Below are 21,638 nucleotides of genomic sequence, written 5' to 3' on the forward strand. Positions count from 1 at the left end.
GTAGTCTGCAAGCAGGCTAAGGTTGGCTCGCAGGGCCACTGTCAGCAGTGGTCCTGACTCAGCACAATCCTGCCAGGTTCAACTGGAGCGATAACAATAATGACCGCCGATCCCTTGCTGACGTTTTTCCTTCCCGCTGCGCTGGGCATCATCATGCTCGGGCTTGGTCTGTCACTGAGCCTGGCCGATTTCGCCCGCGTGGCCAAATTCCCCAAACCGGTATTGATCGGCCTGGCTTGCCAGCTGCTGCTGTTGCCGCTGGCGTGCTTCTTCCTGGCCAAATTGTTCGGTCTGGCGCCGGCCCTGGCCGTCGGCCTGATGCTGTTGGCTGCCTCGCCGGGTGGCACCACCGCCAATCTCTACAGTCATCTGGCTCACGGCGACGTGGCGTTGAATATCACCCTCACCGCGGTCAACTCGGTGATCGCGATTCTGACCATGCCGCTGATCGTCAATCTGTCGCTGGCCTACTTCATGTCGGCCGATCAGGCTATCCCGCTGCAGTTCGCCAAGGTGGTGCAGGTATTCGCAATCGTCCTTGGTCCGGTGGCCATCGGCATGTGGCTGCGCAGCCGTTTTCCGGGCTTCGCCGAGCGCATGCAGAAGCCGGTGAAGATCATCTCGGCGCTGTTCCTGCTGCTGATCATCCTGCTGGCGGTGGCCAAGGACTGGCGCACCTTCGTCGATTACGCGCCTGCGGTGGGCGGCGCGGCGCTGGCCTTCAACCTGCTGAGCATGGCGGTGGGCTACTGCGTGCCCAGGCTGCTCAAGCTCAATCTGCGTCAGGCCATCGCCATCGCCATGGAGATCGGCATCCACAACGGCACCCTGGCCATCGCCCTGGCGCTAAGCCCGGCGCTGCTGAACAACCCGACCATGGCCATTCCGGCAGCCATCTACAGCCTGATCATGTTCATCACAGCGGCGCTGTTCGGCTTGTGGGTCAACCGTGTGCATGGCGCAGAGCTGGCCGAGCCAGTGGTGCAAGGGGAAAAGGCGTAGCGTTAAAGAATGGGGGAGGGGCTTTGCCTGCGACAGTCGCGGCTAAAGCCCTTCCCACTTTCGACCGAGGCCGTCGCCCGGATGCAATCCGGGGCGGCCTGGCAAAGCGTTCCCGGATTGCATCCGGGCTACAGAGAATCTACCGCTTGCCCCAGTTCAGCACCGCCAGGGTCAGCATGCCAGCGACTATGCCCCAGAACGCCGAGCCGACGCCGGCGAGGCTCATGCCCGAGGCGGTGACCAGGAAGGTGATCAGCGCCGCCTCGCGCTCGTTGGGCTCGCTCATGGCCTGGGTCAGGCCGCCGATGATCGAGGCGAACAGCGCCAGCGCGGCGATGGACAGGATCAACGCCGCCGGCAGCGCCGCGAACAGCGAAGCCAGGGTGGCGCCGAAGATGCCGGCAATGCCGTAGAACACCCCGCACCAGACCGCCGCGGTGTAGCGCTTGCGCGGGTCTTCGTGGGCTTCCGGTCCCGCGCAGATCGCCGCGCTGATCGCCGCCATATGAATGCCGTGGCTGCCGAACGGCGCCATCAGGATCGACACCAGGCCAGTGCTGGTCAGCAGCGGTGAGGCCGGCACGTCATAGCCATTGGCGCGTAGAACGGCCATGCCCGGCAGGTTCTGCGAGGCCATGGCGACGATGAACAGCGGAATGCCGATGCTGATGGCGGCGGCCAGAGAGAAGCTCGGCGTGGTCCATTCAGGTGTGGCCAGTTGCAACTGGAAATCGCTGAAGTCCAGCAGGCCGAAGAGCGCGGCCAGCACGCTGCCGACGATCAACGCAGACAGCACCGAGTAGCGCGGCCACAGGCGCTTGCCGAGCAGGTAGGCAAGCAGCATGGCGATCACCAGAAAGGGCTGTTGCTCGGCGGCCACGCAGATTTCCAGGCCGATCTTGAACAGCACACCGGCCAGCAGCGCGGCGGCGATGGAGGCGGGGATGCGCCGCATCAGACGATCGAAGGTGCCGGTCAGGCCTATCAGCACGATCAGCCCCGAGGCCAGGATATAGGCACCAATGGCCTCACCGTAGGACACCTGCGGCAGGCTGGTGATCAGCAGCGCAGCGCCGGGGGTGGACCAGGCGATCATCACCGGCGCGCGGTAGCGCAGCGACAGCACGATGCAGCACAGCGCCATGCCGATCGACAGCGCCCAGATCCACGAAGAAATCTGCCCGGCGGTGAGGCCGGCAGCCTGGCCGGCCTGGAACATCAGCACCAGGGAGCTGGTGTAGCCGGTGAGCATGGCGATGAAGCCAGCGACCACGGCCGAGGTGGAGGTGTCCGCCAGTGGGCGCAGACGAGTAGGGGCGGCGTCTTGCATCAGAACATTCCAGTGTCGACGATGATGGGGTAGAGCGAGGCGACCAGCAGCAGCGCCATGCCGATATTGAAGGCGCGCAGCGCGCGCGGGTTGTCCAGCCACTTGCGCAGCATACTGCCGGCGACGGTCCACAACCCCACGCTGGGGCAGTTGACCAGGGCAAACAGGGCGGCGATCAACAGTACGTTGCTGAAGAAGCCATCCTGCGGCGTGTAGGTGGTGATGGCGCCGATGGCCATGATCCACGCCTTGGGGTTGACCCACTGAAAGGCCGCCGCCTGGATGAAGGTGAACGGCTTGGCCTCGGCGTTCTCGCGGCTCTGCGGTGCGCCTGACTGGGCGATCTTCCAGGCCAGATAAAGCAGGTACGCGGCGCCGACATAGCGCAGTACATCGTGCAGCACCGGCAGGCGTTGGAACACCTGGCCTAGGCCCAGGCCCACGGCAGCCACCAGCAGCATGAAGCCCAGGCTGATGCCGAGCATATGCGGAATGCTGCGGCGCACGCCGAAGTTCACCCCGGAGGCGAGCAGCATCATATTGTTGGGGCCGGGCGTCACCGAGGTGACGAAGGCGAAGGCGATGAAGGCGAGCAGCAGTTCGGTGGACATGGTCGTTCTCCGGTGACTGGCAAAGCCTATTGCGCGGCTGCCGTGGCGTCGCGGTACAGCCACCGCTGGGTTAAACCGTACAGTCTGGTCAAGCGCTGCCTGGATGGTTAGCCTCGGCTTTTTGCCGAACAAGGATAAAGGCGATGCAACCAGACAATCCCTACAGTGCGCCGCAGGTGGAGTTGCTCGACAGCGCGGGCGTACAGTCGTTGCCAGGTTGGAGCGCCAGGCAACTGCAGGTGCTGGGCTGGCTGGCGCTGGTCTCGGTGGTAGCCAACGCTCTGGTGGTCGGGCTTACATTTGCCGGAGCCCTGCTGGAGGCAGATGAAGCTGAACTGCTGTTTACCTACACCGACTGGCTTAGCCTGGCGCTGGCATTACTCGGCTGCTACCTGCTGCTGCGTTTCAAAGCCTTTGCCGAAGCCCGCTTTTTCGCGCGCAACCTCAGCGTACCGATCTGGTTGCTGCTTGCGGTGACGCTGCTGCTGGAGGCAGTGGACATGCTTTTCGGTGACCAACTGTTCGCCGGATTGGACTGGCAGACCATCGGCTATATGGCGCTGTTGTGTCTTATGGGCATATGCACCACCTGGCTGGGGATACGGTTGCTCAAGCTGCAAAGTCCCTATCCGGCGCTGAAAGTGATGGCCTGGCTCGATATCGTCGGTGGGCTGATGCTGGCCAGCGTGCTGTTGATGCTGGTGGCGTTGCTGCCGTTGCTTGGGGCCGGCGTGGCGCTGATGCTGGTGTTCTTCAAGGGCGCTGCCGAGTTGCAGGGGGTTGCGGACTGACTGCGTCCAAACGGCAAGAGCCGCCTTATGGGCACAAGGCCAAATCACCGCGGGGGCAGCGCTACAGACCTGTAGGAGCCGGCTTGCCGGCGATGCTTTGCCTCTGTGAGGCTGGTGCTCGCCGAGACGCTTGATCGCCAGCAAGCTGGCTCCTACACAGTCATTTTTCTACGTTTGACTGACAGGCATTAGCCCTTCGGGTGGTCACCATTTGTAGTCGAGGCTGGCCGTGACCCGGCGTGGGTCGCCGGCGTAGCAGTAGAAACCATCGCAGGTGGCCAGGTATTCCTTGTCGAACAGGTTGTTGGCGTTGAGCGATACGCTGGCGCCACGCAGGTTGGCGTCGAGCTGGCCGAGGTCGTAACGCACTGCGGCGTCGTAGACGGTATAGGCGCTGCTGTGGCCATCGGAAGGATCACGCGCGAAGCCCATGCTGCCGACGGCGATGTTGTCGGTGGAGCCGACGAAGCGGGCGCCGAAACCGACGCCGAAGCCCGCCAGCACACCCTGGTTCCAGTCATAGTCGGCCCAGATCGACGCCTGATGCTCGGGGATCAGCGGCAGGGCGCGGTTCTTGTCGCGTGGGTCGCCGACTTTGGTCATCTTGCTGTTGGTGTAGCTGTAGGACGCCGTCAGGCTGAGGTTCTCGGTGATATTACCGGTGGCTTCCAGCTCCAGGCCGCGGACCTCTACCTCGCTCACCGGCTCGGTGGCGCCGGCGATGTTGGTGGTCACGATGTTCTGCCGGGTCAAGTCATAGACGGCGGCGGTGAACAGCATGTCGCTGCCCGGCGGTTGATACTTGATGCCCAGCTCGTACTGCTTGCCGGTACTGGGTTTGAACGCCGCGCCGCCGTTGCCGCCTGCTTCGGCCTGGAAGGATTCGGCATAGGACACATAAGGCGTGAAGCCGGAATCGAACACGTAGCTCAGCGCCGCATTGCCGCTGAATTGGCTGTCGCGGCGGCTGTCCTTGGCATCGTTGGCGTTGTGGAACACCGAATCGGTGTCCAGACGGTCCCATCGCCCGCCCAGAGTCAGGCGCCAGTTGTCCAGCGACATTTGGTCCTGCAGATAGAGGCCGGTGTTTCTGCGCTTCTGGCTGTAGTTCTGTAGATCGCTATAGGTAACGCCACTGAAGTCTTGGCCGTAGCTTGGGTTGTTAATGTTGCTCGGAGGAACGTTAATTCCAATGATGTTCCAGTTGTTGTCATAGAGGTAGGAACCACCGAACTGCCAGCGGTAGTCAGTATTCACTCGTAGGTAGTCGAGGCCCAGCAGCAGGGTGTGCCCGATTGCACCGGTGTTGAAGTCCGCCTGGAAGTTGTTGGCCACGGCGAAGTGGCTGATGTTCTCATCATAGATATTAGCGCCACGATCAACTGTGCCGTCGGGCGCTACAGAGAATGCTGTACCACCAGCCGTGATGATCTGGTTATCCAGTTCTAGCTTGCTGTAGCGCAGGTTCTGGTTGAACTGCCAGATATCGTTGATGCGGTGCTCGAAGGCATAACCCAGTGCATAGAAGGTCTTGTCGTAGAACTCCCAGTCAGGGTCGCCAAGGTTCTTGTGGTAGTCGACCTTGCCGGCCGGGGTGCTCAACTTGGTGCCTTGCAGTGGCAGGAACTGGCTGGTGCTGCCGGTATCGTCACGGTTGAACTGGCCGAGGAACGTCAGTTTGCTGTCGTCGGCAATGTTCCAGGTCAGGCTGGGCGCCAGGTTGAAACGCTGGTCGTCCATATGCTCGATAACGGTGCCACTGTCACGGCCGGTACCGCTGAAACGGTAGAGAAAGCGACCTTCATCGTCGATCTTGCCGGTGCTGTCGAAGCTGATCTGCTTGTGGTTGTAGTTACCGACTTGCACCTGCACTTCATGGCTGCTTTCGGCCTGCGGACGGCGGCTGACGGCATCCACCAGGCCGCCTGGCGGGGTCTGGCCATACACTGCCGAGGCCGGGCCGCGCAGCACGGCGACGCGTTCCAGGTTCCAGGTTTCCAGTTTGGGCATGGCGTAGCTGCCCTTGGGCAGTGGCAGGCCGTCGAGCATCTGGATCGGTTCGAAACCGCGGATCTTCATCCAGTCGGCGCGGCTGTCGCTGCCGTAGCTGCTGGCGATGACACCCGGCATATAGCGCACGGCGTCATCGAGGTTCTGCACCTTGCGGTCCTGCATCTGCTCGCGGGTGGCGACGGAGATCGAGCGTGGGGTTTCCAGCAGCGGCGTGTCGGTCTTGGTGCCGGTCGCGGTGCGGTTGGCCAGATAACCACGGGTTGGGCCCCAGGCGCTCTCGGCGGCCTGTTCGCTGGCTGTCACGGTCACGTCCGGCAGTGCCATTGCTGCCTCTGCCGCAGGGGTCAGGCTGTAGGCGCCGCCGTTGCCGCCTTGCAGCTGCAGGCCCGTGCCACGCAGCGCCTGATTGAGGGCTTCGATGGCTTCGTAGTCGCCGCTGACCGGTGCCGAGTTCTTGCCCTCGGTCAGGGCTGGATCGATGCTCAGGGTCACGCCGGCCTGGCTGGCGATCTGGTTGAGCGTGGCTGCCAGAGGACCGGAAGGCAGTTGGTAGACCTCGGCATGGGCCAGCCCGGCATGGCCGGCAAAGGCGATGGTCAGGGCCAACAGCGTGTGGCGGAAAGGGGCAGGGCGGAAGGACATTGCGAACGTCTCCTAAGAGTTAATGTATCTCAATGTCCTTTTGCCGAAGCAGGAAAGAAAAATGACAGGGGCGGAGAAAATTATTTTTCTGCCGGCACCACACGAGTCCACCAGGGGCCCAATTGCTCGGTACGCACCGGCAGGCTCAGCGCCAAAGCGGCCAGCGCCTTGTCGCTGTCGTGCAGTGGGAAGCTGCCGCTGATGCGCAGCCCGGCCAGGCTCGGGTCGAGGCTCAGATAGCCAATGCGGTATTCGCCGAGCTGATCGATCAGGCGTTGCAGGGGCAGGTTGTCCGCCACCAGCATGCCGCGACTCCAGGCGTCGGCGCCGATGGGCGCTGGGTGGCTGTCGCTGAGGTGCTGGCTGTCCATGCGCACCTGTTCGCCGCTGTGGATGATGCGTTCCTGCGAGCCGGCCAGCGGCCTGGCAGCGACCGCTGACTGCAGCACGATCAGTTCGGTCGCAGTACCTTCGCGCCGGACCAAAAAGCGCGTACCCAACGCACGCAGTCGTCCCTGCTCCGTCTCGACGATGAAGGGGCGGGTATCGCCCTTGGCGGTCTGAATCAGAATTTCGCCGCTGTGCAGGTGCAGGCGCCGTTCGTTGTCGTCGAATTCGATATCCAGCGCACTGCGGCTGTTGAGGCGCACCTGGCTGCGGTCGGCGAGCAGCAGGTCGCGCTGTTCTCCACTGGCGGTATGGTAGTCGGCGAGATAATCGCCCAGCGGGCGCTGCTGGGCCAGCAATACCAGCGCTATGCCTGTGGCCAGAAGCAGACCCAGGGCGCTACCACCAAGGCGGCGCAGGCTGCGGCGACGGCTGACGCTGCTCTGCAACAGGGCGCGTCGCGCCATCGGCGCGCTGGCGGCAGAGAGCTGCTGGTCGATGCCGCCGAGGCGTCGCCAGACAAGGTCATGCTCCGGGTGCGCGGCCAGCCAGTCGGTGAAGTCGTGGCGTTGCTGCTCGCTGGCTTCGCCCGAGTCCAGGCACAGCTGCCAGGCGATGGCCTCGTCGAGCACGCGAGCCGAGACCTGGCTCATTGCGGCGCTCCGTACAGCGCGATGTAACACTGGCGCAGGCCCTGGGCGAGGTATTGACGCACGCGCGACGGGGACACGCCAAGACGCTCGGCGATCTCGGCATGACCGAGACCATCCAGACGGTTATGGAGGAAAGCTGCGCGTGCCTTGCTCGACAGCTGGCCGAGCAGGCGGTCGATCTCGGTCAGTTGCTCCAATGCCAGGGCCTGTTCTTCCGGGCTGGGTTGCACGGCTTGCGGAGCCAGCGCGAGCTCTTCCAGATAGGCACGTTCCAGCGCATGGCGGCGAAACTGGTCGACCAGCAGCCCCTTGGCGATGGTGGTAAGCAGGGCTCTGGGCTCGCGCGGGTTGTGCAGGTCAGCGCGACCGAGCAGGCGGACGAAGGTGTCCTGGCTCAGGTCTTCGGCGCGCTGCGCGCAGTTCAGGCTTTTGCGCAGCCAGCCGAACAGCCAGTCACGGTGATCGCGATAAAGCACACCGACCAGCTGCTGATTGCAGGAATCCTGAACCGACACGCGCACCTCGCGAGATCTAAGTTAAGGTGATAATGATTCGCATATGATTGCAGAGGTCGTGTCAGGGTGCAATCACGCGTTGGCGTGGCATGACCGGTGGTGCGGGGGAATGGAAAGGCAGGCTGAATCGGTAGGAGCGAGCTCTGCTCGCGAACAAGAGGGTTCGCGAGCAGAGCTCGCTCCTACGGGGGAGTGTGACGATGATGCTCAGGTGCGTTCCTGGCGGCTGCGTGCCAGGGCGTGATTGACTTCCAACCAGCCCTGCACGGCCTCTTCACCCATCTCGCCGAACACGCGCTGTAGCAGGCGTGCTTGTTCGCGGCGCAGGGCCTGTTCCAGTTTGGCGCCTTCGGTGGTGAAGCCGAGCACACGCTTGCGCTTGTCGTCCGCGGCAGCCTCGCTCTGCACCAGATTCATCTCGATCAGCTGGCGCAACGGCATGTTCAGCGCCTGCTTGCTCACGCCCAGGTAACCGAGCAGCTCGGTCATGTTCAGGCCCGGGTACTTGGCGATGAAGAACAGAATGCGGTGATGCACGCGTGACAGGCCGCGCTTGGCGAGCATCTCGTCGGGCTTGGCAGTGAAGGCTTGGTAGCCGAAGAAGAAAGCTTCCATGGCGGCCTGCTGAGCGGCGGAATTCTTGATGACCTGCGCCCCATGACGGCCGGCCTGCGTGCCCTCGGCGGGCGACATCAAAAACTTCTCGGAGAAATTTTTTAGGTCAGTCATATTGACGTATCTCTGGTCGGCGGCGTAGTTTCGGTCAAGCAGTTTGACTTAATTCCAATGACTTTTGCACCCCAGGACATCCCATGGCCTTCTCCGAACGCATCGCCCGCCTGAAGAGCTCCCTGATCCGTGAAATTCTTGCCGCGGCGCAGCGTCCGGAAGTGATGTCCTTTGCCGGTGGCCTGCCGGCCGAGCCGATGCTGCCGAAGGTGGACTGGGCCGAGATGCCGGCGAGCATGGGTCAGTACGGCATGAGCGAAGGCGAGCCTGCCCTGCGTGAGGCCATCGCTGCCGAAGCACGCGCCCTGGGCGTGCCCTGCGATGCCAGCCAGGTGCTGATCGTTAGCGGCTCGCAGCAGACCTTGGACCTGGCGTCCAAGCTGTTCATCGATCCGGGCACCGAGGTGCTGCTCGAAGCGCCGACTTACCTGGCTGCCCTGCAGGCCTTTCAACTGTTCGGCGCCGACTGCATCAGCGTACCGCAGGAGGCTGACGGCCCCGAGCTGGCGGCTCTGCGTCAGCGTCTGGAGAATCACAAGCCGGCTTTTGCCTACCTGATCCCGACCTTCCAGAATCCGTCCGGCACCCGTTACAGCGAAGCCAAGCGTGAAGCCGTGGCGGCGCTGCTCGACGAGTTCGGCGTGACCCTGATCGAGGACGAACCGTACCGCGAGCTGGTGTTCGATGCCGGTAGCGCCACGCCCATCGTCAGCCGCCTCAAGAAGGCTAGCTGGATCTACACCGGCACCGTGTCCAAGACGCTACTGCCGGGCCTGCGTGTCGGCTACCTGATCGCCACCAAGGACCTGTATCCGCACCTGCTGCGCCTGAAGCAGTCGGCTGACCTGCACACCAACCGCATCGGTCAGTGGCAGGCGCTGCAGTGGTTGGGCAGCGAGCAGTACCGCGGCCACCTGGCCGAGCTGCGCGACTTCTACTGCATTCGCCGCGACGCCATGCAGACGGCGCTGCTGGAGCACTTCGGCGATCTGGCCGAGTGGGAAATCCCTCAGGGTGGCCTGTTCTTCTGGCTGACCCTGAAGCAGCCGCTCGACACCCGCACGCTGCTCGACGCGGCGCTGGCGCAGAACGTCGCCTTCATGCCGGGCGAGCCGTTCTTCATCGATCCGGACGCCAACCCAGGCCACCTGCGACTGAATTTCAGCCATGTGGCGCCGGAGCGTCTGAGCGAGGGGCTGCGCCGGTTGGCGACGGTAATTCAAGAGGCGCAGGCGAAGTAGAGACTTGTAGTGTAGGAGCCAGCTTGCTGGCGATGCGCTTGCTAAGACGGATCGCCGGCAAGCCGGCTCCTACAGGTAAAAGAAGGAAACACGGGGAGGGCAACGCGATGTTCAAGGTCTACGGCGATTACCGCTCGGGCAACTGCTACAAGGTCAAGCTGATGCTGCATCTGCTGGGCAAGGAGTACCAGTGGATTCCCATCGATATCCTCAAGGGCGAGACACAGAGCGAAGCCTTCCTGGCCAAGAACCCCAACGGCAAGATCCCGGTGCTGGAGCTGGAAGATGGCACCTGTCTGTGGGAGTCCAACGCCATCCTCAATTTCCTCGCCGATGGCAGCGAGTTCCTGCCGACCGAGCCGCGCTTGCGTACCCAGGTGCTGCAGTGGCAGTTCTTCGAGCAGTACAGCCACGAGCCCTACGTTGCGGTGGCGCGTTTCATCCAGCTCTATCAGGGCATGCCCGAGGAGCGCCGCGAGGAGCACGCGCGCTGCCTGAAGCTCGGCTACAAGGCCCTGAAGGTGATGGAGAAGCAGCTCGAACGTACGCCTTATCTGGTCGGCGAGCATTACTCCATCGCCGATATCGCCCTTTACGCCTACACCCATGTGGCAGGCGAAGGCGGCTTCAGCCTGGAAGCCTTCCCCGCGGTCCGCGCCTGGCTCGATCGCGTCGCCAGTCATCCACGCCACGTGACCATGCTGGGTTGAGTACCTTCGAGGCTGGCAGGGCGGCCGGCCTCGACTAGAGTTTGGCGGTAACCGCAAGAGGGCGCCGCCATGTCGCAAGGAAGCCGCAAGCTGGGCCTGGGATCGCTGACCGCGCTGGTGGTGGGCTCGATGGTCGGCGGCGGGATCTTCTCGTTGCCGCAGAACATCGCCGCGCGGGCCGATGTCGGCGCGGTGCTGATCGGCTGGGGCATCACCGCGGTGGGCATGCTGGCGCTGGCCTTCGTCTTTCAGAACCTGGCCAACCGCAAGCCGCAGCTCGATGGCGGGGTGTACGTCTACGCCAAGGCGGGCCTCGGCGATTACATGGGTTTTTCCTCGGCCTGGGGTTACTGGATCAGTGCCTGGCTGGGCAATGTCGGCTACTTCGTCCTGCTGTTCTCGACCCTGGGTTATTTCTTCCCGGTCTTCGGCCAGGGCAACACGCCGCTGGCCATCGCCTGTTCCTCGGTGCTGCTCTGGTGCGTGCACGCCCTGGTGCTGCGCGGCATCAAGGAGGCGGCGCTGATCAACCTGATCACCACCGTGGCCAAGCTGGTGCCGATCCTGCTGTTCATCGTCATCGTCGGCCTGGCCTTCGACCGCGACATCTTCACCCGTGACATCTGGGGGCGCAGCAATCCGCAGTTCGGCGGCGTGCTGGAGCAGGTGCGCAACATGATGCTGGTCACCGTGTTCGTGTTTATCGGCATCGAAGGGGCGAGCGTGTACTCGTCGCGCGCCGAGCGCCGCCGCGATGTGGGCAAGGCTACGGTGATGGGTTTTCTCGGCGTGCTGGTGCTGCTGATGCTGGTCAACCTGCTGTCGCTGGGGGTGATGAGCCAGCCCGAGCTGGCGGCGCTGCAGAACCCGTCCATGGCCGGGGTGCTGGAGCATGTGGTGGGGCGCTGGGGCGCGGTGCTGATCAGCATCGGCCTGGCGGTGTCGCTGCTTGGTGCGCTGCTGTCGTGGGCGCTGCTGTGCGCCGAAATCCTCTTCGTCTGTGCCAAGGACGGCACCATGCCGGCCTTCCTGCGCCGGGAGAACGCCAATCAGGTGCCGGTCAACGCGCTGTGGCTGACCAACGGCATGATCCAGCTGTTCCTGCTGATCACCCTGTTTTCCCAAGGCACCTACCTGTCGCTCATCTACCTCGCGTCGTCGATGATTCTGGTGCCCTACCTGTGGTCGGCGGTCTATGCGCTGCTGCTGGCGCTGCGCGGCGAAACCTATGAAGACCAGGCCGGGCTGCGCCGCAAGGATCTGGCGATCGGCCTGCTGGCAGTGGGCTACGCGATTTGGCTGCTATATGCCGGCGGGGTCAAGTACCTGCTGCTGTCGGCGCTGCTCTACGCGCCGGGGGCGCTGCTGTTTCGCCAGGCCAAGCGCGAGCAGGGGCAGGTGCTGTTCACCCGCTACGAATGGCCGATCTTCGCCGCCGTATTGCTGACCGCCGTGCTGGCCGGCTATGGCCTGTATGCCGGGCATCTGAGCTTGTAGCGCTGGACAAAGCGGTCAGCGCGTGGATAATCCGCTCCATCGTCCTCTGACTCTGGCCTCGCGACCCCATGCGCACATCCCTGCGTACCGCCCTGATCTGGATGCTGATGCTGGCCCTGCCGGCACAGGCCATGGCGGCGCTTGGCATGCAGTTATGCGAGCAGGTGCATCGCAGCGGCGCTCTGCAGATGAGTTCGACTCAGCAGGTCGAGCACGCCATGCACCACGACATGGCGGCCGACAGCGCACATGACTCGCATCAGGACGCCGCCCCGGTGGCCAGCAGCGATGCTCTCGGCGATGGCAGTCTCTGCACCCTGTGCGCCTTCTGCGTCGGTGTCGCCGCGCCCAGCCAAGCGTTTTTGAACAACTCCGCCCTGCAAACCGTTGAGCCAGCCGCAGTCTGGCCCGACCGCCTTATCGTCGGCGTGGCCGACACGCCCGAACGCCCCCCGCGTCTTTCTCTCGCCTGAGCCCCTTAGGTAGCGCCGCCTTGCGGCGCCTGTAGCTCACGCGGCCGCCTGGCCGCCGTACGCGAGAACACATCATGACTTTGCATTCCCTTGCCGGAAGGCTGCTGGGCGTCACTGCCCTGGCGCTGCCCGGCATCCTGATGGCGGCCCAGCCCGATCCGCTGGACGCCAACGCCGCCGTGCCGGCGCAGGATTACCGTTCCCCCCTCGAAGATTACCGCGCCCAGGCCGACGAGCCGTTGCAGGACTGGCGCGCGGCCAACGATCTGGTCGGCCGTATCGGCGGCTGGCGCACCTACAGCATGGAAGGCTGGGAGCAGCCGGCCGAGCAGGGCGCCGAGCCCGTCGAGGGAGGTGGCCATGACCACCATTAAACCCGCCGTACTGCTCTGTGCCGCGCTGCTGCTGGCCGGCTGCGCCGGCTTCAGCCAGGACGGCGGCTTCGACCCGGTGCAGCAAAGCGCCGAGCGCCAGCTGGACAAGCAACTGCTGTGGGCGCGCGACGAGGCCGGCCGTGGGCAGATCGAGGCGCGCGTCGCCGAATTGCTGGGCGAACCCCTGAGCCTGGACGCCGCGGTGCAGTTGGCGCTGCTCAATAACCGTGGCCTGCAGGCGTCCTTCGACGAGCTGGGCATCGGTGAGGCCGAGCGGGTGCAGGCCGGGCGCCTGCCCAATCCCGGCTTCTCCTATGGCCGTCTGGAAAAGGGCAGCGAGGTCGAATACGAGCGCGGCCTGCACCTGAATCTGGCGCGGCTGATCGCCCTGCCGCTGACCTCGCGCTTGGAAGGTCGGCGCTTCGAGCAGTTACAGCGGCAGACCAGCCTGGCGGTGTTCGACCTGGCCAGCGAGACGCGCAAGGCCTGGTACCAGGCGGTCGCCGCCGAGGAGGGCCTGGTCTACGCGCGGCAGGTGCTGGACGCCGCCGAAGCCGGCGCCGAGCTGGCCCGGCGCATGGCCGCGGTGGGCAACTTCAGCAAGCTGCAGCAGGCCGAGCAGCAGAACTTCTACGCCGAGGCCGGCATCGGCCTGATCCAGGCCGAACAGGCGCGGGTGCGCAGCCGCGAACAGCTGACCCGCCTGCTTGGCCTGTGGGGCGAGCAACTCGACTACCGTCTGCCCGAACGCCTGCCGGCGTTGCCAAAAACCGCGGACGAGTTGCCGGACGTGGAGCGCCTGGCCATGAACCAGCGCCAGGACATCCAGGCCGTGCGCCTGGATGCCGAGCGTCTGGCGCAGAACCTCGGCCTGACCCGCACCACGCGCTTCATCAACGTGCTGGAGCTGGGCGTGGTCAACAACCGCTCCAACGAGGAGCCGACCCAGCGCGGCTACGAGATCAGCGTCGAGCTGCCACTGTTCGACTGGAGCGGGGCCAAGGTGGCGCGGGCCGAGGCACAATATCGCCAGGCGCTCAACCGCGCCGCCGAGACGGCGATCAACGCCCGCTCGCAGGTGCGCGAGGCCTACCACGCCTACCGCAACGCCTTCGAGCTGGCGCAGCACTACCGCACCGAGGTGCTGCCGCTGCGCCAGCGCATCGCCGAGGAAAACCTGCTGCGCTACAACGGCATGTTCATCAGCACCTTCGACCTGCTCGCCGACGCGCGCCGCCAGGTGCAGGCGGTGGACGGCTACCTGCAGGCGCAGCGCGCCTTCTGGCTGGCGCGCGCCGACCTCGACATGGCCCTGTTGGGCGCCCCCAATCCCTCGCTCGGCGCGGCGCCTGCCGCTGCTGCCGAGCCGGCCGCCGCCGGCCACTGAACAAGGAATTTCCCAGATGGTTTCACGACGCGATTTCTTTCTCGGGGCCGGCGCCATCGGCGCTGCGGTGGCCACTTCGGCGGTCAGCCGGGTGGCCATGGCGGCCCTGCCCGAACCGGTGCTGCAGGCCAGCGCCGACACCCAACCGCCGCTGCAGCCGGGCAGCGGGCGGCCCTACAACCCGGTGGTCACCCTCAACGGCTGGACCCTGCCGTGGCGGATGAACAACGGCGTCAAGGAGTTCCACCTGGTCGCCGAGCCGGTGGTGCGCGAGCTGGCGCCCGGCTACAAGGCCCACCTGTGGGGCTACAACGGCCAGTCGCCGGGGCCGACCATCGAGGTGGTGGAGGGCGACCGGGTGCGCATCTTCGTTACCAACAAGCTGCCCGAGCACACCAGCATCCACTGGCACGGCCAGCGCCTGCCCAACGGCATGGACGGTGTGACGGGCCTGACCCAGCCGGCGATTCCCTCTAGCAAGACCTTCGTCTACGAGTTCGTCGCCCGCCGTCCCGGCACCTTCATGTATCACCCGCACGCCGACGAGATGGTGCAGATGGCCATGGGCATGATGGGCTTCTGGGTCACCCACCCCAGGGAGCACCACCCGCTGATCAGCGAGGTGGACCGCGACTACTGCTTGCTGCTCAGCGCCTACGACATCGAGCCGGGTGCCTACACGCCGAAGATCATGCAGATGCTCGATTTCAACCTGTGGACCTTCAACAGTCGGGTGTTTCCCGGCATCGACCCGCTGGTGGCGCGCCAGGGCGAGCGCGTGCGCCTGCGCGTCGGCAACCTGACCATGACCAACCACCCGATCCACCTGCACGGTCACGAGTTCGAGGTCACCGGCACCGACGGCGGGCCGACCCCGGTCGGCTCGCGCTGGCCGGAGGTGACCGCCGATGTGGCGGTGGGGCAGATGCGCCAGCTGGAATTCATCGCCGACGAGGAGGGCGACTGGGCACTGCACTGCCACAAGAGCCACCACACCATGAACGCCATGGGCCACGACGTGCCGACTTTGGTCGGCGTCGATCACCGCGACATGACCCGCAAGATCGCCAAACTGGTGCCCGACTACATGGTGATGGGCGAGCGCGGCATGGCCGACATGGCGGAGATGCAGATGCCGCTACCCGACAACACCGTGCCGATGATGACCGGCGACGGCCCGTTCGGCTCGGTGGAGATGGGCGGCATGTTCACCATGCTCAAGGTGCGCAAGGAGCAGGCCGCCGGCGACTACCGCGACCCTGGCTGGTTCAAGCACCCAGCCGGCACGGTGGCCTATGAATGGAAAGGGGCACTGGCCAACCCGAGCCGCTCGCACGACGGCGGCGGCCAGTCGATGCCGCTCAAGCAACCGCTCGAGGCACCGGTGGAAGTGCAGGTACGCAAGCCCGGCGGTCATGCCGGGCATTGACGGGGCGGGCCGCCACGCGGCCCGGTCCCCACAGCAAGCGAGGATTCACCGATGAAAACAGCACAGTTACTGGTTCTGATCCTGATCGGGCTGCTCGGCAGCCCGGCAGCGCTGGCCCACAGCGAAATGCACGAGGGGCATCAGGCCGCCTCAACGATCAGGGAGCAAAAGCCTTGGGGTATCGCCGGCGATGCCAGCGAAGTCGACCGCACCATCGAGATCCGCATGACTGATCAGATGCGTTTCACTCCGGATCGGCTGCAGGTCAGGCAGGGCGAGACCATTCGTTTCGTCCACCGCAACGACGGCAAGATCCTCCACGAGTTCGTCATCGGTACCCGCGAAACCCTGGATGAGCATGCCGAGTCAATGCTGCGTTTTCCCGGCATGGAACACGACGAGCCCTACATGGCTCACGTTGCGCCGGGGCAGAGCGGCGAGATGATCTGGACCTTCAACCGCGCAGGCGAGTTCGACTTCGCTTGCCTGATCGCCGGCCACTATCAGGCCGGTATGGTCGGCACCATCCGGGTGCTGGCCGAGTGACCGACGAGAGGAAAGATGCATGAACAAGTCATTGCTGATCGCGACGCTAGCCACCCTGTTCAGTCTGCCGTTGCAGGCCGCCGACCCCGCGCCGCTGAGCCAGGGCGAGGTGCGCAAGGTGGACGCCGCCGCGCAGAAGATCACCCTGCGTCACGGCCCCATCGCCAGTATCGGCATGCCGCCGATGACCATGGTCTTCGAAGTCGAGAAACCGGAACTACTGGAAGGGCTTTCAGCAGGAGAGAAGGTGAAGTTTCAAGTGCAGCAGCAGGGTAACCGTTACATCGTTACCGAACTGCAGGTAGTGGAGTAGCCAGGAGAGCCGGCCCAGGCATTGCGCCTGGGCTGGCGAACACTCAGTTCAGGCCGTCGGTCAGGGCCTTGGCAGGTACCAGCTTGACCACTTTCTTGGCAGCGATTTCGATGGCTTTGCCGGTCTGCGGGTTACGGCCGGTGCGTGCCGGGCGCTCGCTCACTTTCAGCTTGCCGATGCCTGGCAGGGTGATCTCACCGTCGTTTTCCAGTGCGTCGCCGACAATTTCGCCCAGCTGATCGATCAGGGTGCGGACAGTGGCTTTGGGCAGGGATACGGCCTCGGCCAGGTCGCTGATCAGTTGGTCTTTGGTGATTGCCATGATGTAACTCCGTTTGCAGGTGAGAGGTTCGATGCTGCCGATATGGATCTGCGCAGTCGAAAACGTGGGAACGCTAACATAAAAGACATGATTCGGCAGTGCCGCAACGGGCACTGCCGATAGGGCTTAGTGTCGCATCAGTCCTGGTGGTTCCAGCGTGCTAGCAAAAAACGCAGCCTGCCGCTGATGCCGGGTTCGCTGGCGCTGTCGAACGGCACCTCGATCTCCAGGCTTCCATCGTTCTGGAGGTTGCCATCGAGTTTATGGTCGGCGCTGTGCACCCCCTGGTTCTGCCAGGCGTGGCTCACCTGCCAGCCGCTGTCGGCGCTGGGCGGGGTTATTTCCAGCACCAGGCTGTTGCGGAACAGGTAGCTGCCCTCGAAATGCTGGTTGACCCATAGCTTGCGCTCCACCTCGTAGTCCGGCACTCGCACGTTAAAGGTCAAGGTATAGGCCAGCCCCTTGCGCCTGCTGTTCACGCGCGCCCGATCAGCCAGAAACAGGCTGCCAAGGAATAGCTTGCCGTTCTCCTGCGGTGCCTTGAGCCAGTGCTGGTGGGCGAGACAGGCCACTGAATCCTCTTCGGCAGTACGCCGGCTCAGGTACCAGAGCTTGCCGCGCGGGGCGGCGAGCACTTCGAACTGGTACAGGGCGTTGACCGTTTGCCCCTGGCTCTCAGACTTGCGCAGCTCCTTGGGCAGGGTGATGGCGTCGACTTCAGCCCAGATGTCCACACGTACATCGCCGAACAGAAAGCGCGTGAGATTCTGGTAAGCCTCCTCGCTGTTGACGATGCCGAAGTAGCCGGAATGCGCTCGATAGGTAAAGGCCTTGGCGCAGGGCGCTGTCGGTTTGCTGCTAGCGTCCAGGCCGCAGAGGGTCGCGTTGTCGATGCGCACCAGGCCGTCGCTGCCATGGCCGGCGAAGGTACGCGACAGGCCCAGGCCAGCTTCGTAGTCCATACGGTTGGTGCCAACCATGCAGAAGAAGCGTTTGGATGCAAAGCGTGCCTCGGGCAGCCAGTCGACGCGTTCGGTGAGCTTGTAGGCGGCTTCCAGATCGAGAAAAGTCGCCAGGCGCTGGCGGTTGAAATTGCTGATATCGCTCAGGCTCAGCCAGCTTGGCGGGTTGATGCCGAGTAGATCGATGCCGTTGTGCGGGGTAGCGTAGGTGAACACCTTGTCCACCAGCTTGGCCGCACCACCCGGATCCAGCTTGGGGTTTTGCAGCAGGCCTCGGCACACCAGGCCACCCATCGAATGAGCCACCAGATAGCAGCGGAAGTCGGCCTTGGTGATGGCGTTCTTGGGGTTGGCGCAGATCAGCTCGCGCACCTTGAGTATCAGCTCGCCAAGCTTGCTGGCGAATACCTCCAGGCTCGGTGTGCTGCCGATGCCCAGCAGCCGTGAGGCCTCGTCGTAGTAGCGATAGATAATGATCGAACGGCTGCCCAGGCGGTTGTCGGTATTGGCGGCCCATTCCGGGTCGAGAATGTCGTAGCCGTCTTCGTACACGTCCTGATAGTCGAATTCCGTGGCCAGGCGGATCACTGGCGACTCGAAGACGAATTTGCGTGGCTGGCGGGTCTTTTCCGCTACCGCGCGGTAGACGGTAGAACCGAGGTTGAAACCGCAGAACGGGTCGGCGCTGGTCTGGTCGATCTCACCCGGGGTCATGGCGTAGCCACGCACGTAGATGATCGGATGGAAGGGGCTATGCGAATTGGCCATGGTTGCTCCTGAGGTGGCGTGCGCGTGCCTCGGGAATGCTCATCATGGCCGAACTGCGGGATGCGACGAGTGGCGCGGGTGGTCGTGAAGAAGGTTAGCTCAGCGCTGGAGGTTTTCCGGATTTTTGCGCGGCCAGACTGCGACTTGGCAAGGCTCGACTAAGCTACAGAGACCTGCCTAATGCTGGAGTGCCATCATGCTGCGTGCATTCACCGATCTGGGGTTTCGTTGGAAGATTGCCCTGCCGATTCTATTGCTGGCCGCCTTGCTGGTAACGATGGGAGCCTTGGGTGTTCGTGGCATCACTCAGGTCGCTGAATCCAGCACCACGCTGACCAATCGCCATCTGCCGGCCATCAGCCTGCTGCTCAATGCCGACCGGGATCTGTACCAGGCCTTCGTCGCCGAGCGCAGCCTGCTCGACGAAGACTCCGGTTCGCATGCCGCGCAGTTGCGCGCCTCGCATACCGAGAACCTGCAGCAGGCCTATGACCGCGTGCACAAGTTCGCCGCGATGCAGCCAGGCAGCGAAGCACTGGCTCTGGTGGCCGATTTCGACCGTGGTTTCGAACGCTGGAAGGCGACCTCGTTGCGCGTGCTGGAGCTGGCCAATAGCGACCCCAATGCTGCCAGTCGGTTGAGTTTCGCCGACAGCGAGGCGCAATTCGAAGAGGCGCGCAGTGCCATCGACAAGCTCGGTGAGCTTGAAGACAACGCGGCCAATGCGGTGGGCACCGAAGCCATCGCCCGTGGCGAGTCTCTGGCCTGGCAGCAAGGGCTGATCATCGCCATCGGCCTGCTGGTGTGCCTGGTGCTGGTGGTGGGCTTCCCGCTATTGGTGACCCGTCCGCTGCACAACCTGCTGCATCGTATCGAACAGATCGCCGATGGTGACGGCGATCTGCGCGTGCGTCTGGACGTGCTGTCCAAGGACGAACTGGGCCAGCTCAGCCATGCCTTCAACCGCTTCCTCGACAAGCTGCAGCCCTTGATCAAGGAAGTCGGCCGCGTCACTGACGAAGTCGCCGATTCGGCCAAAAGCCTGGCTGGCCTGGCGGTTGCCAATGACCGGCTGATCAACAGCGAGCACGCGGCGGTGGATCAGGTCAGCACTGCGGCCACCGAAATGAGCGTGGCGGTGCATGAAGTGGCGCGAAACGCGCAGAGCGCTGCCGATGCAGCGCGCAATGCCGAGCAACAGTCGCGCGAGGGTGCCCAGGTGGTGGGGGCGACTATCCATTCGATCCGTCAGCTGGCTCAGGAAGTGGAAAGCGCCTCCGACACCATCCAGACCCTGGAGCAGGAAACCGCCAACATCGGCGCGGTACTGGCGGTGATCAAGGGCATCGCCGAACAGACCAATCTGCTGGCGCTCAACGCGGCCATCGAGGCGGCGCGGGCAGGCGAGCAGGGCCGTGGTTTCGCCGTGGTCGCCGACGAGGTGCGGGCGCTGGCCGCGCGTACCCAGGAGTCGACCAAGGACATCCAGCAAATGATCGAGCGCCTGCAGGCGGGTGTGCAGAACGCAGTCAAGGCCACGCACTCGGGCAGTACCCGCGCGCGGCAGAGCGTGGAGCAGGCCGCTGGTGTGGATCAGGCGCTGAGCGTCACCGGTGACTCAGTGCAGCGCATCAACGACATGGCGGCGCAGATAGCCACTGCCTGCGAGGAGCAAAGCAGCGTCACCGAAGAAATCGCCCGCAATATCAGCGATATTCGCGACCTGTCCAACGAGGCGGCGCAAACCTCCGAGCAGAGCTCGCGAGCCAGCCAGCACCTGTCCGATCTGTCTCATGGGCTGGCGCAGTTGGTGGGACGTTTCCGCGTGTGACGTCAGTGTCTCGCGTATCTAAGTGTTTGAAGCAGTTGTAAGTTTACGTTTAGCCGTTACAATGGCGCGGCTCGTCGCAATGGCGGGCAGCGTTATGGTGGCCCTGCCGGTCCCCTCGCAACGATTACCCGTTAACCTGGTCAGGCCCGGAAGGGAGCAGCCACAGCGGGAACATTGTGTGCCGGGGTGTGGCTGGTAGGGTCCACCTCCAGTTTTCCAAGCCTCCCCCCTATCTAAATATCCTCAGTGTCTATCTGAAGGTTTTTGCTGTGCGCAGTAAAAAGCCCGCGCTTTGGGCGCGGGCTTTTGGCTGTTTGCAGGCTCAGGCAATGCGGTAATTCAACACGCTGTCCTGTTCCTTGAGTGTCTTGCGCAGATCGGCTGGGATATTACCGGCGCGTACGGCCAGTTCCAGGCGAATTTCTTCCAGGCTCTGGGCGAAGGCATCCTGATCGGTGACCTGTGGCTTGGCCAGGACGCGGCTGTAGACGGTGCTGTCGCTCTCGTCGAGCAGGGCGAGGATGATGCTGCCGTCCGGGCGCGGCGAGCTGAAGCTGGCGCGCAGCGGATTGAACAGGTGATCGACGAGCTGTTGGTTGGTGAGTTCCATGTCCTACTCCATCCTGAGGTTGGTCACCTTTGACCCCAGGATGACGACTTGGTTCAGGCAGTGAGCGACTGGCGGGTGCGTTCGATCACTTGTTGCAGCGACTCGTCGTTGTACTGGCCAGGGTACAGACGCTGGCTGTACTGAGCGATACCGGTCTTGTCGACCAGGGTAAAGCTGAAGCTGCCCTTGCGCGTTGCCTGGATGCGGCAATCGAACGGCGCGAAGGCGTGAGTCAGGGTGCTGATGGCTTTCTGAATTTGATGTTGAGCATTCATTTTTCTAGGTATTTCCTTAAAGCATGTGCGCTTCGTTGCGCGTGGTGTAGCTCCATGTTGTTGGCCAAAAAGCGGCCATAGCATGTCAACCGATCGGAGCTTGATTAGCACGATAAAGTTCCATTGTTACGGTTCTTCGGCGTGGTCGGTACGTCGGAGGCAGGCAGAGGAACTGCACCGATAAACGGCGAGTCGGCCTGATCAGTCAGCAGGTGGGATCGGGGAGG

22 protein-coding genes, 1 other RNA gene and 1 pseudogene are annotated in these 21,638 nt (G+C 63.8%); 14 read left to right on the forward strand and 10 right to left on the reverse strand.

Translation table 11 applies throughout. The features are described 5' to 3' along the window. Positions 1-99 precede the first annotated feature (99 nt). Entirely contained in the window at positions 100-1,002 is a 903-nt protein-coding gene (locus tag CXP40_RS20650) for a bile acid:sodium symporter family protein (RefSeq protein ID WP_021489907.1), read from the forward strand. Positions 1,003-1,141: 139 nt separating this feature from the next. On the opposite strand, the gene CXP40_RS20655 is transcribed toward CXP40_RS20650, so the two are convergent. Then, the gene (locus CXP40_RS20655) at positions 1,142-2,332 is read right to left on the reverse strand and encodes a benzoate/H(+) symporter BenE family transporter (RefSeq protein ID WP_106735257.1); all 1,191 of its coding nucleotides are present in this window, start codon (positions 2,330-2,332) and stop codon (positions 1,142-1,144) included. Continuing rightward, entirely contained in the window at positions 2,332-2,943 is a 612-nt protein-coding gene (locus CXP40_RS20660; RefSeq protein ID WP_106735258.1) for a LysE family translocator, read from the reverse strand. The genes CXP40_RS20655 and CXP40_RS20660 overlap by 1 nt, the downstream gene beginning before the upstream one ends. Positions 2,944-3,086: 143 nt before the next feature. Here CXP40_RS20660 and CXP40_RS20665 point away from each other — a divergent pair, with 143 nt between their 5' ends. After that, positions 3,087-3,734: a hypothetical protein gene (locus tag CXP40_RS20665; RefSeq protein ID WP_106735259.1), complete on the forward strand. Its 648-nt coding sequence runs from the start codon at positions 3,087-3,089 to the stop codon at positions 3,732-3,734. Positions 3,735-3,938: 204 nt separating this feature from the next. Here the strand turns inward: CXP40_RS20665 and CXP40_RS20670 are convergent, their stop codons facing one another. The 4 genes from CXP40_RS20670 to CXP40_RS20685 form a co-directional block, all read right to left on the reverse strand. Then, positions 3,939-6,389 carry a TonB-dependent siderophore receptor gene (locus CXP40_RS20670; protein ID WP_106735260.1) on the reverse strand — a complete coding sequence of 817 codons (2,451 nt, stop codon included), beginning with the start codon at positions 6,387-6,389 and terminating at the stop codon, positions 3,939-3,941. Between the two features lie 80 nt (positions 6,390-6,469). After that, positions 6,470-7,429: a FecR domain-containing protein gene (locus tag CXP40_RS20675; protein ID WP_106735261.1), complete on the reverse strand. Its 960-nt coding sequence runs from the start codon at positions 7,427-7,429 to the stop codon at positions 6,470-6,472. Further along, positions 7,426-7,950: an RNA polymerase sigma factor gene (locus CXP40_RS20680; RefSeq protein ID WP_371916975.1), complete on the reverse strand. Its 525-nt coding sequence runs from the start codon at positions 7,948-7,950 to the stop codon at positions 7,426-7,428. Before CXP40_RS20680 ends, CXP40_RS20675 begins: the two co-directional genes overlap by 4 nt. 201 nt (positions 7,951-8,151) lie before the next feature. Further along, complete coding sequence (locus tag CXP40_RS20685) at positions 8,152-8,637, reverse strand: MarR family winged helix-turn-helix transcriptional regulator (protein WP_256579521.1); 486 nt, start codon at positions 8,635-8,637, stop codon at positions 8,152-8,154. 119 nt (positions 8,638-8,756) lie between these two features. Between CXP40_RS20685 and CXP40_RS20690 the strand changes: the two genes are divergently transcribed. The 9 genes from CXP40_RS20690 (at position 8,757) to CXP40_RS20730 (ending at position 16,643) form a co-directional block, all read left to right on the forward strand. Next, positions 8,757-9,914, forward strand: a complete 1,158-nt coding sequence (locus CXP40_RS20690) for a PLP-dependent aminotransferase family protein (RefSeq protein WP_106735263.1) — start codon at positions 8,757-8,759, stop codon at positions 9,912-9,914. Positions 9,915-10,021: 107 nt separating this feature from the next. Further along, positions 10,022-10,624, forward strand: coding sequence for a glutathione S-transferase family protein (locus tag CXP40_RS20695; protein ID WP_106735264.1), 603 nt, complete (start codon positions 10,022-10,024; stop codon positions 10,622-10,624). Between the two features lie 69 nt (positions 10,625-10,693). Next, positions 10,694-12,121: an arginine-ornithine antiporter gene (gene arcD, locus CXP40_RS20700; RefSeq protein ID WP_106735265.1), complete on the forward strand. Its 1,428-nt coding sequence runs from the start codon at positions 10,694-10,696 to the stop codon at positions 12,119-12,121. Between the two features lie 68 nt (positions 12,122-12,189). Beyond that, complete coding sequence (locus CXP40_RS20705; RefSeq protein WP_106735266.1) at positions 12,190-12,594, forward strand: hypothetical protein; 405 nt, start codon at positions 12,190-12,192, stop codon at positions 12,592-12,594. Positions 12,595-12,668: 74 nt separating this feature from the next. Further along, positions 12,669-12,968 carry a hypothetical protein gene (locus CXP40_RS20710; RefSeq protein WP_106735267.1) on the forward strand — a complete coding sequence of 100 codons (300 nt, stop codon included), beginning with the start codon at positions 12,669-12,671 and terminating at the stop codon, positions 12,966-12,968. Continuing rightward, on the forward strand, positions 12,955-14,355 hold the full coding sequence (locus tag CXP40_RS20715) for a TolC family protein (protein ID WP_106735268.1): 1,401 nt from the start codon (positions 12,955-12,957) through the stop codon (positions 14,353-14,355). The genes CXP40_RS20710 and CXP40_RS20715 overlap by 14 nt, the downstream gene beginning before the upstream one ends. Positions 14,356-14,371: 16 nt before the next feature. Further along, a complete protein-coding gene (locus CXP40_RS20720; RefSeq protein ID WP_106735269.1) occupies positions 14,372-15,784 on the forward strand; it encodes a multicopper oxidase family protein in 1,413 nt (470 codons plus the stop codon). Between the two features lie 51 nt (positions 15,785-15,835). Next, on the forward strand, positions 15,836-16,330 hold the full coding sequence (locus CXP40_RS20725; protein WP_106735270.1) for a plastocyanin/azurin family copper-binding protein: 495 nt from the start codon (positions 15,836-15,838) through the stop codon (positions 16,328-16,330). A 19-nt stretch (positions 16,331-16,349) separates the two neighbouring features. After that, positions 16,350-16,643 carry a copper-binding protein gene (locus CXP40_RS20730; RefSeq protein WP_106735271.1) on the forward strand — a complete coding sequence of 98 codons (294 nt, stop codon included), beginning with the start codon at positions 16,350-16,352 and terminating at the stop codon, positions 16,641-16,643. 43 nt (positions 16,644-16,686) lie between these two features. On the opposite strand, the gene CXP40_RS20735 is transcribed toward CXP40_RS20730, so the two are convergent. Next, entirely contained in the window at positions 16,687-16,965 is a 279-nt protein-coding gene (locus CXP40_RS20735; RefSeq protein ID WP_017677253.1) for an HU family DNA-binding protein, read from the reverse strand. 137 nt (positions 16,966-17,102) lie between these two features. After that, on the reverse strand, positions 17,103-18,695 hold the full coding sequence (locus CXP40_RS20740) for a hypothetical protein (RefSeq protein ID WP_106735272.1): 1,593 nt from the start codon (positions 18,693-18,695) through the stop codon (positions 17,103-17,105). 196 nt (positions 18,696-18,891) lie between these two features. Here CXP40_RS20740 and CXP40_RS24300 point away from each other — a divergent pair. The 3 genes and pseudogenes from CXP40_RS24300 to ffs all read left to right on the forward strand — a co-directional run. Beyond that, positions 18,892-19,668: pseudogene (locus tag CXP40_RS24300) on the forward strand (MCP four helix bundle domain-containing protein); the annotation flags it as partial. A gap of 123 nt (positions 19,669-19,791) precedes the next feature. Further along, on the forward strand, positions 19,792-20,526 hold the full coding sequence (locus CXP40_RS24305; RefSeq protein ID WP_371916976.1) for a methyl-accepting chemotaxis protein: 735 nt from the start codon (positions 19,792-19,794) through the stop codon (positions 20,524-20,526). A gap of 104 nt (positions 20,527-20,630) precedes the next feature. Continuing rightward, an RNA gene (gene ffs, locus CXP40_RS20750) (signal recognition particle sRNA small type) lies at positions 20,631-20,727 on the forward strand. Positions 20,728-20,848: 121 nt separating this feature from the next. Here ffs and CXP40_RS20755 read toward each other — a convergent pair. Both CXP40_RS20755 and CXP40_RS20760 read right to left on the reverse strand, forming a co-directional pair. Next, positions 20,849-21,136 (reverse strand): DUF3509 domain-containing protein, encoded by a 288-nt coding sequence (locus CXP40_RS20755; RefSeq protein WP_099525503.1) that lies wholly within the window; start codon positions 21,134-21,136, stop codon positions 20,849-20,851. Positions 21,137-21,189: 53 nt separating this feature from the next. After that, positions 21,190-21,411 carry a hypothetical protein gene (locus CXP40_RS20760; RefSeq protein WP_099525504.1) on the reverse strand — a complete coding sequence of 74 codons (222 nt, stop codon included), beginning with the start codon at positions 21,409-21,411 and terminating at the stop codon, positions 21,190-21,192. Between the last annotated feature and the right edge of the window lie 227 nt (positions 21,412-21,638).

The organism is Pseudomonas sp. YY-1, assembly GCF_002843095.1.
Classification (GTDB): Bacteria; Pseudomonadota; Gammaproteobacteria; order Pseudomonadales; family Pseudomonadaceae; genus Aquipseudomonas; species Aquipseudomonas sediminis_A.

Coding starts and splice junctions, on each gene's coding strand:
- CXP40_RS20665 (WP_106735259.1), top strand. CDS start 3,087: ATGCAACCAGACAATCCCTACAGTGCGCCGCAGGTGGAGTTGCTCGAC.
- CXP40_RS20660 (WP_106735258.1), bottom strand. CDS start 2,943: ATGTCCACCGAACTGCTGCTCGCCTTCATCGCCTTCGCCTTCGTCACC.
- arcD (WP_106735265.1), top strand. CDS start 10,694: ATGTCGCAAGGAAGCCGCAAGCTGGGCCTGGGATCGCTGACCGCGCTG.
- CXP40_RS20730 (WP_106735271.1), top strand. CDS start 16,350: ATGAACAAGTCATTGCTGATCGCGACGCTAGCCACCCTGTTCAGTCTG.
- CXP40_RS20690 (WP_106735263.1), top strand. CDS start 8,757: ATGGCCTTCTCCGAACGCATCGCCCGCCTGAAGAGCTCCCTGATCCGT.
- CXP40_RS20755 (WP_099525503.1), bottom strand. CDS start 21,136: ATGGAACTCACCAACCAACAGCTCGTCGATCACCTGTTCAATCCGCTG.
- CXP40_RS20725 (WP_106735270.1), top strand. CDS start 15,836: ATGAAAACAGCACAGTTACTGGTTCTGATCCTGATCGGGCTGCTCGGC.
- CXP40_RS20760 (WP_099525504.1), bottom strand. CDS start 21,411: ATGAATGCTCAACATCAAATTCAGAAAGCCATCAGCACCCTGACTCAC.
- CXP40_RS20675 (WP_106735261.1), bottom strand. CDS start 7,429: ATGAGCCAGGTCTCGGCTCGCGTGCTCGACGAGGCCATCGCCTGGCAG.
- CXP40_RS20715 (WP_106735268.1), top strand. CDS start 12,955: ATGACCACCATTAAACCCGCCGTACTGCTCTGTGCCGCGCTGCTGCTG.
- CXP40_RS20735 (WP_017677253.1), bottom strand. CDS start 16,965: ATGGCAATCACCAAAGACCAACTGATCAGCGACCTGGCCGAGGCCGTA.
- CXP40_RS20670 (WP_106735260.1), bottom strand. CDS start 6,389: ATGTCCTTCCGCCCTGCCCCTTTCCGCCACACGCTGTTGGCCCTGACC.
- CXP40_RS20705 (WP_106735266.1), top strand. CDS start 12,190: ATGCGCACATCCCTGCGTACCGCCCTGATCTGGATGCTGATGCTGGCC.
- CXP40_RS20655 (WP_106735257.1), bottom strand. CDS start 2,332: ATGCAAGACGCCGCCCCTACTCGTCTGCGCCCACTGGCGGACACCTCC.
- CXP40_RS20695 (WP_106735264.1), top strand. CDS start 10,022: ATGTTCAAGGTCTACGGCGATTACCGCTCGGGCAACTGCTACAAGGTC.
- CXP40_RS20710 (WP_106735267.1), top strand. CDS start 12,669: ATGACTTTGCATTCCCTTGCCGGAAGGCTGCTGGGCGTCACTGCCCTG.
- CXP40_RS20685 (WP_256579521.1), bottom strand. CDS start 8,637: ATGTCGCCCGCCGAGGGCACGCAGGCCGGCCGTCATGGGGCGCAGGTC.
- CXP40_RS20740 (WP_106735272.1), bottom strand. CDS start 18,695: ATGGCCAATTCGCATAGCCCCTTCCATCCGATCATCTACGTGCGTGGC.
- CXP40_RS20720 (WP_106735269.1), top strand. CDS start 14,372: ATGGTTTCACGACGCGATTTCTTTCTCGGGGCCGGCGCCATCGGCGCT.
- CXP40_RS20650 (WP_021489907.1), top strand. CDS start 100: ATGACCGCCGATCCCTTGCTGACGTTTTTCCTTCCCGCTGCGCTGGGC.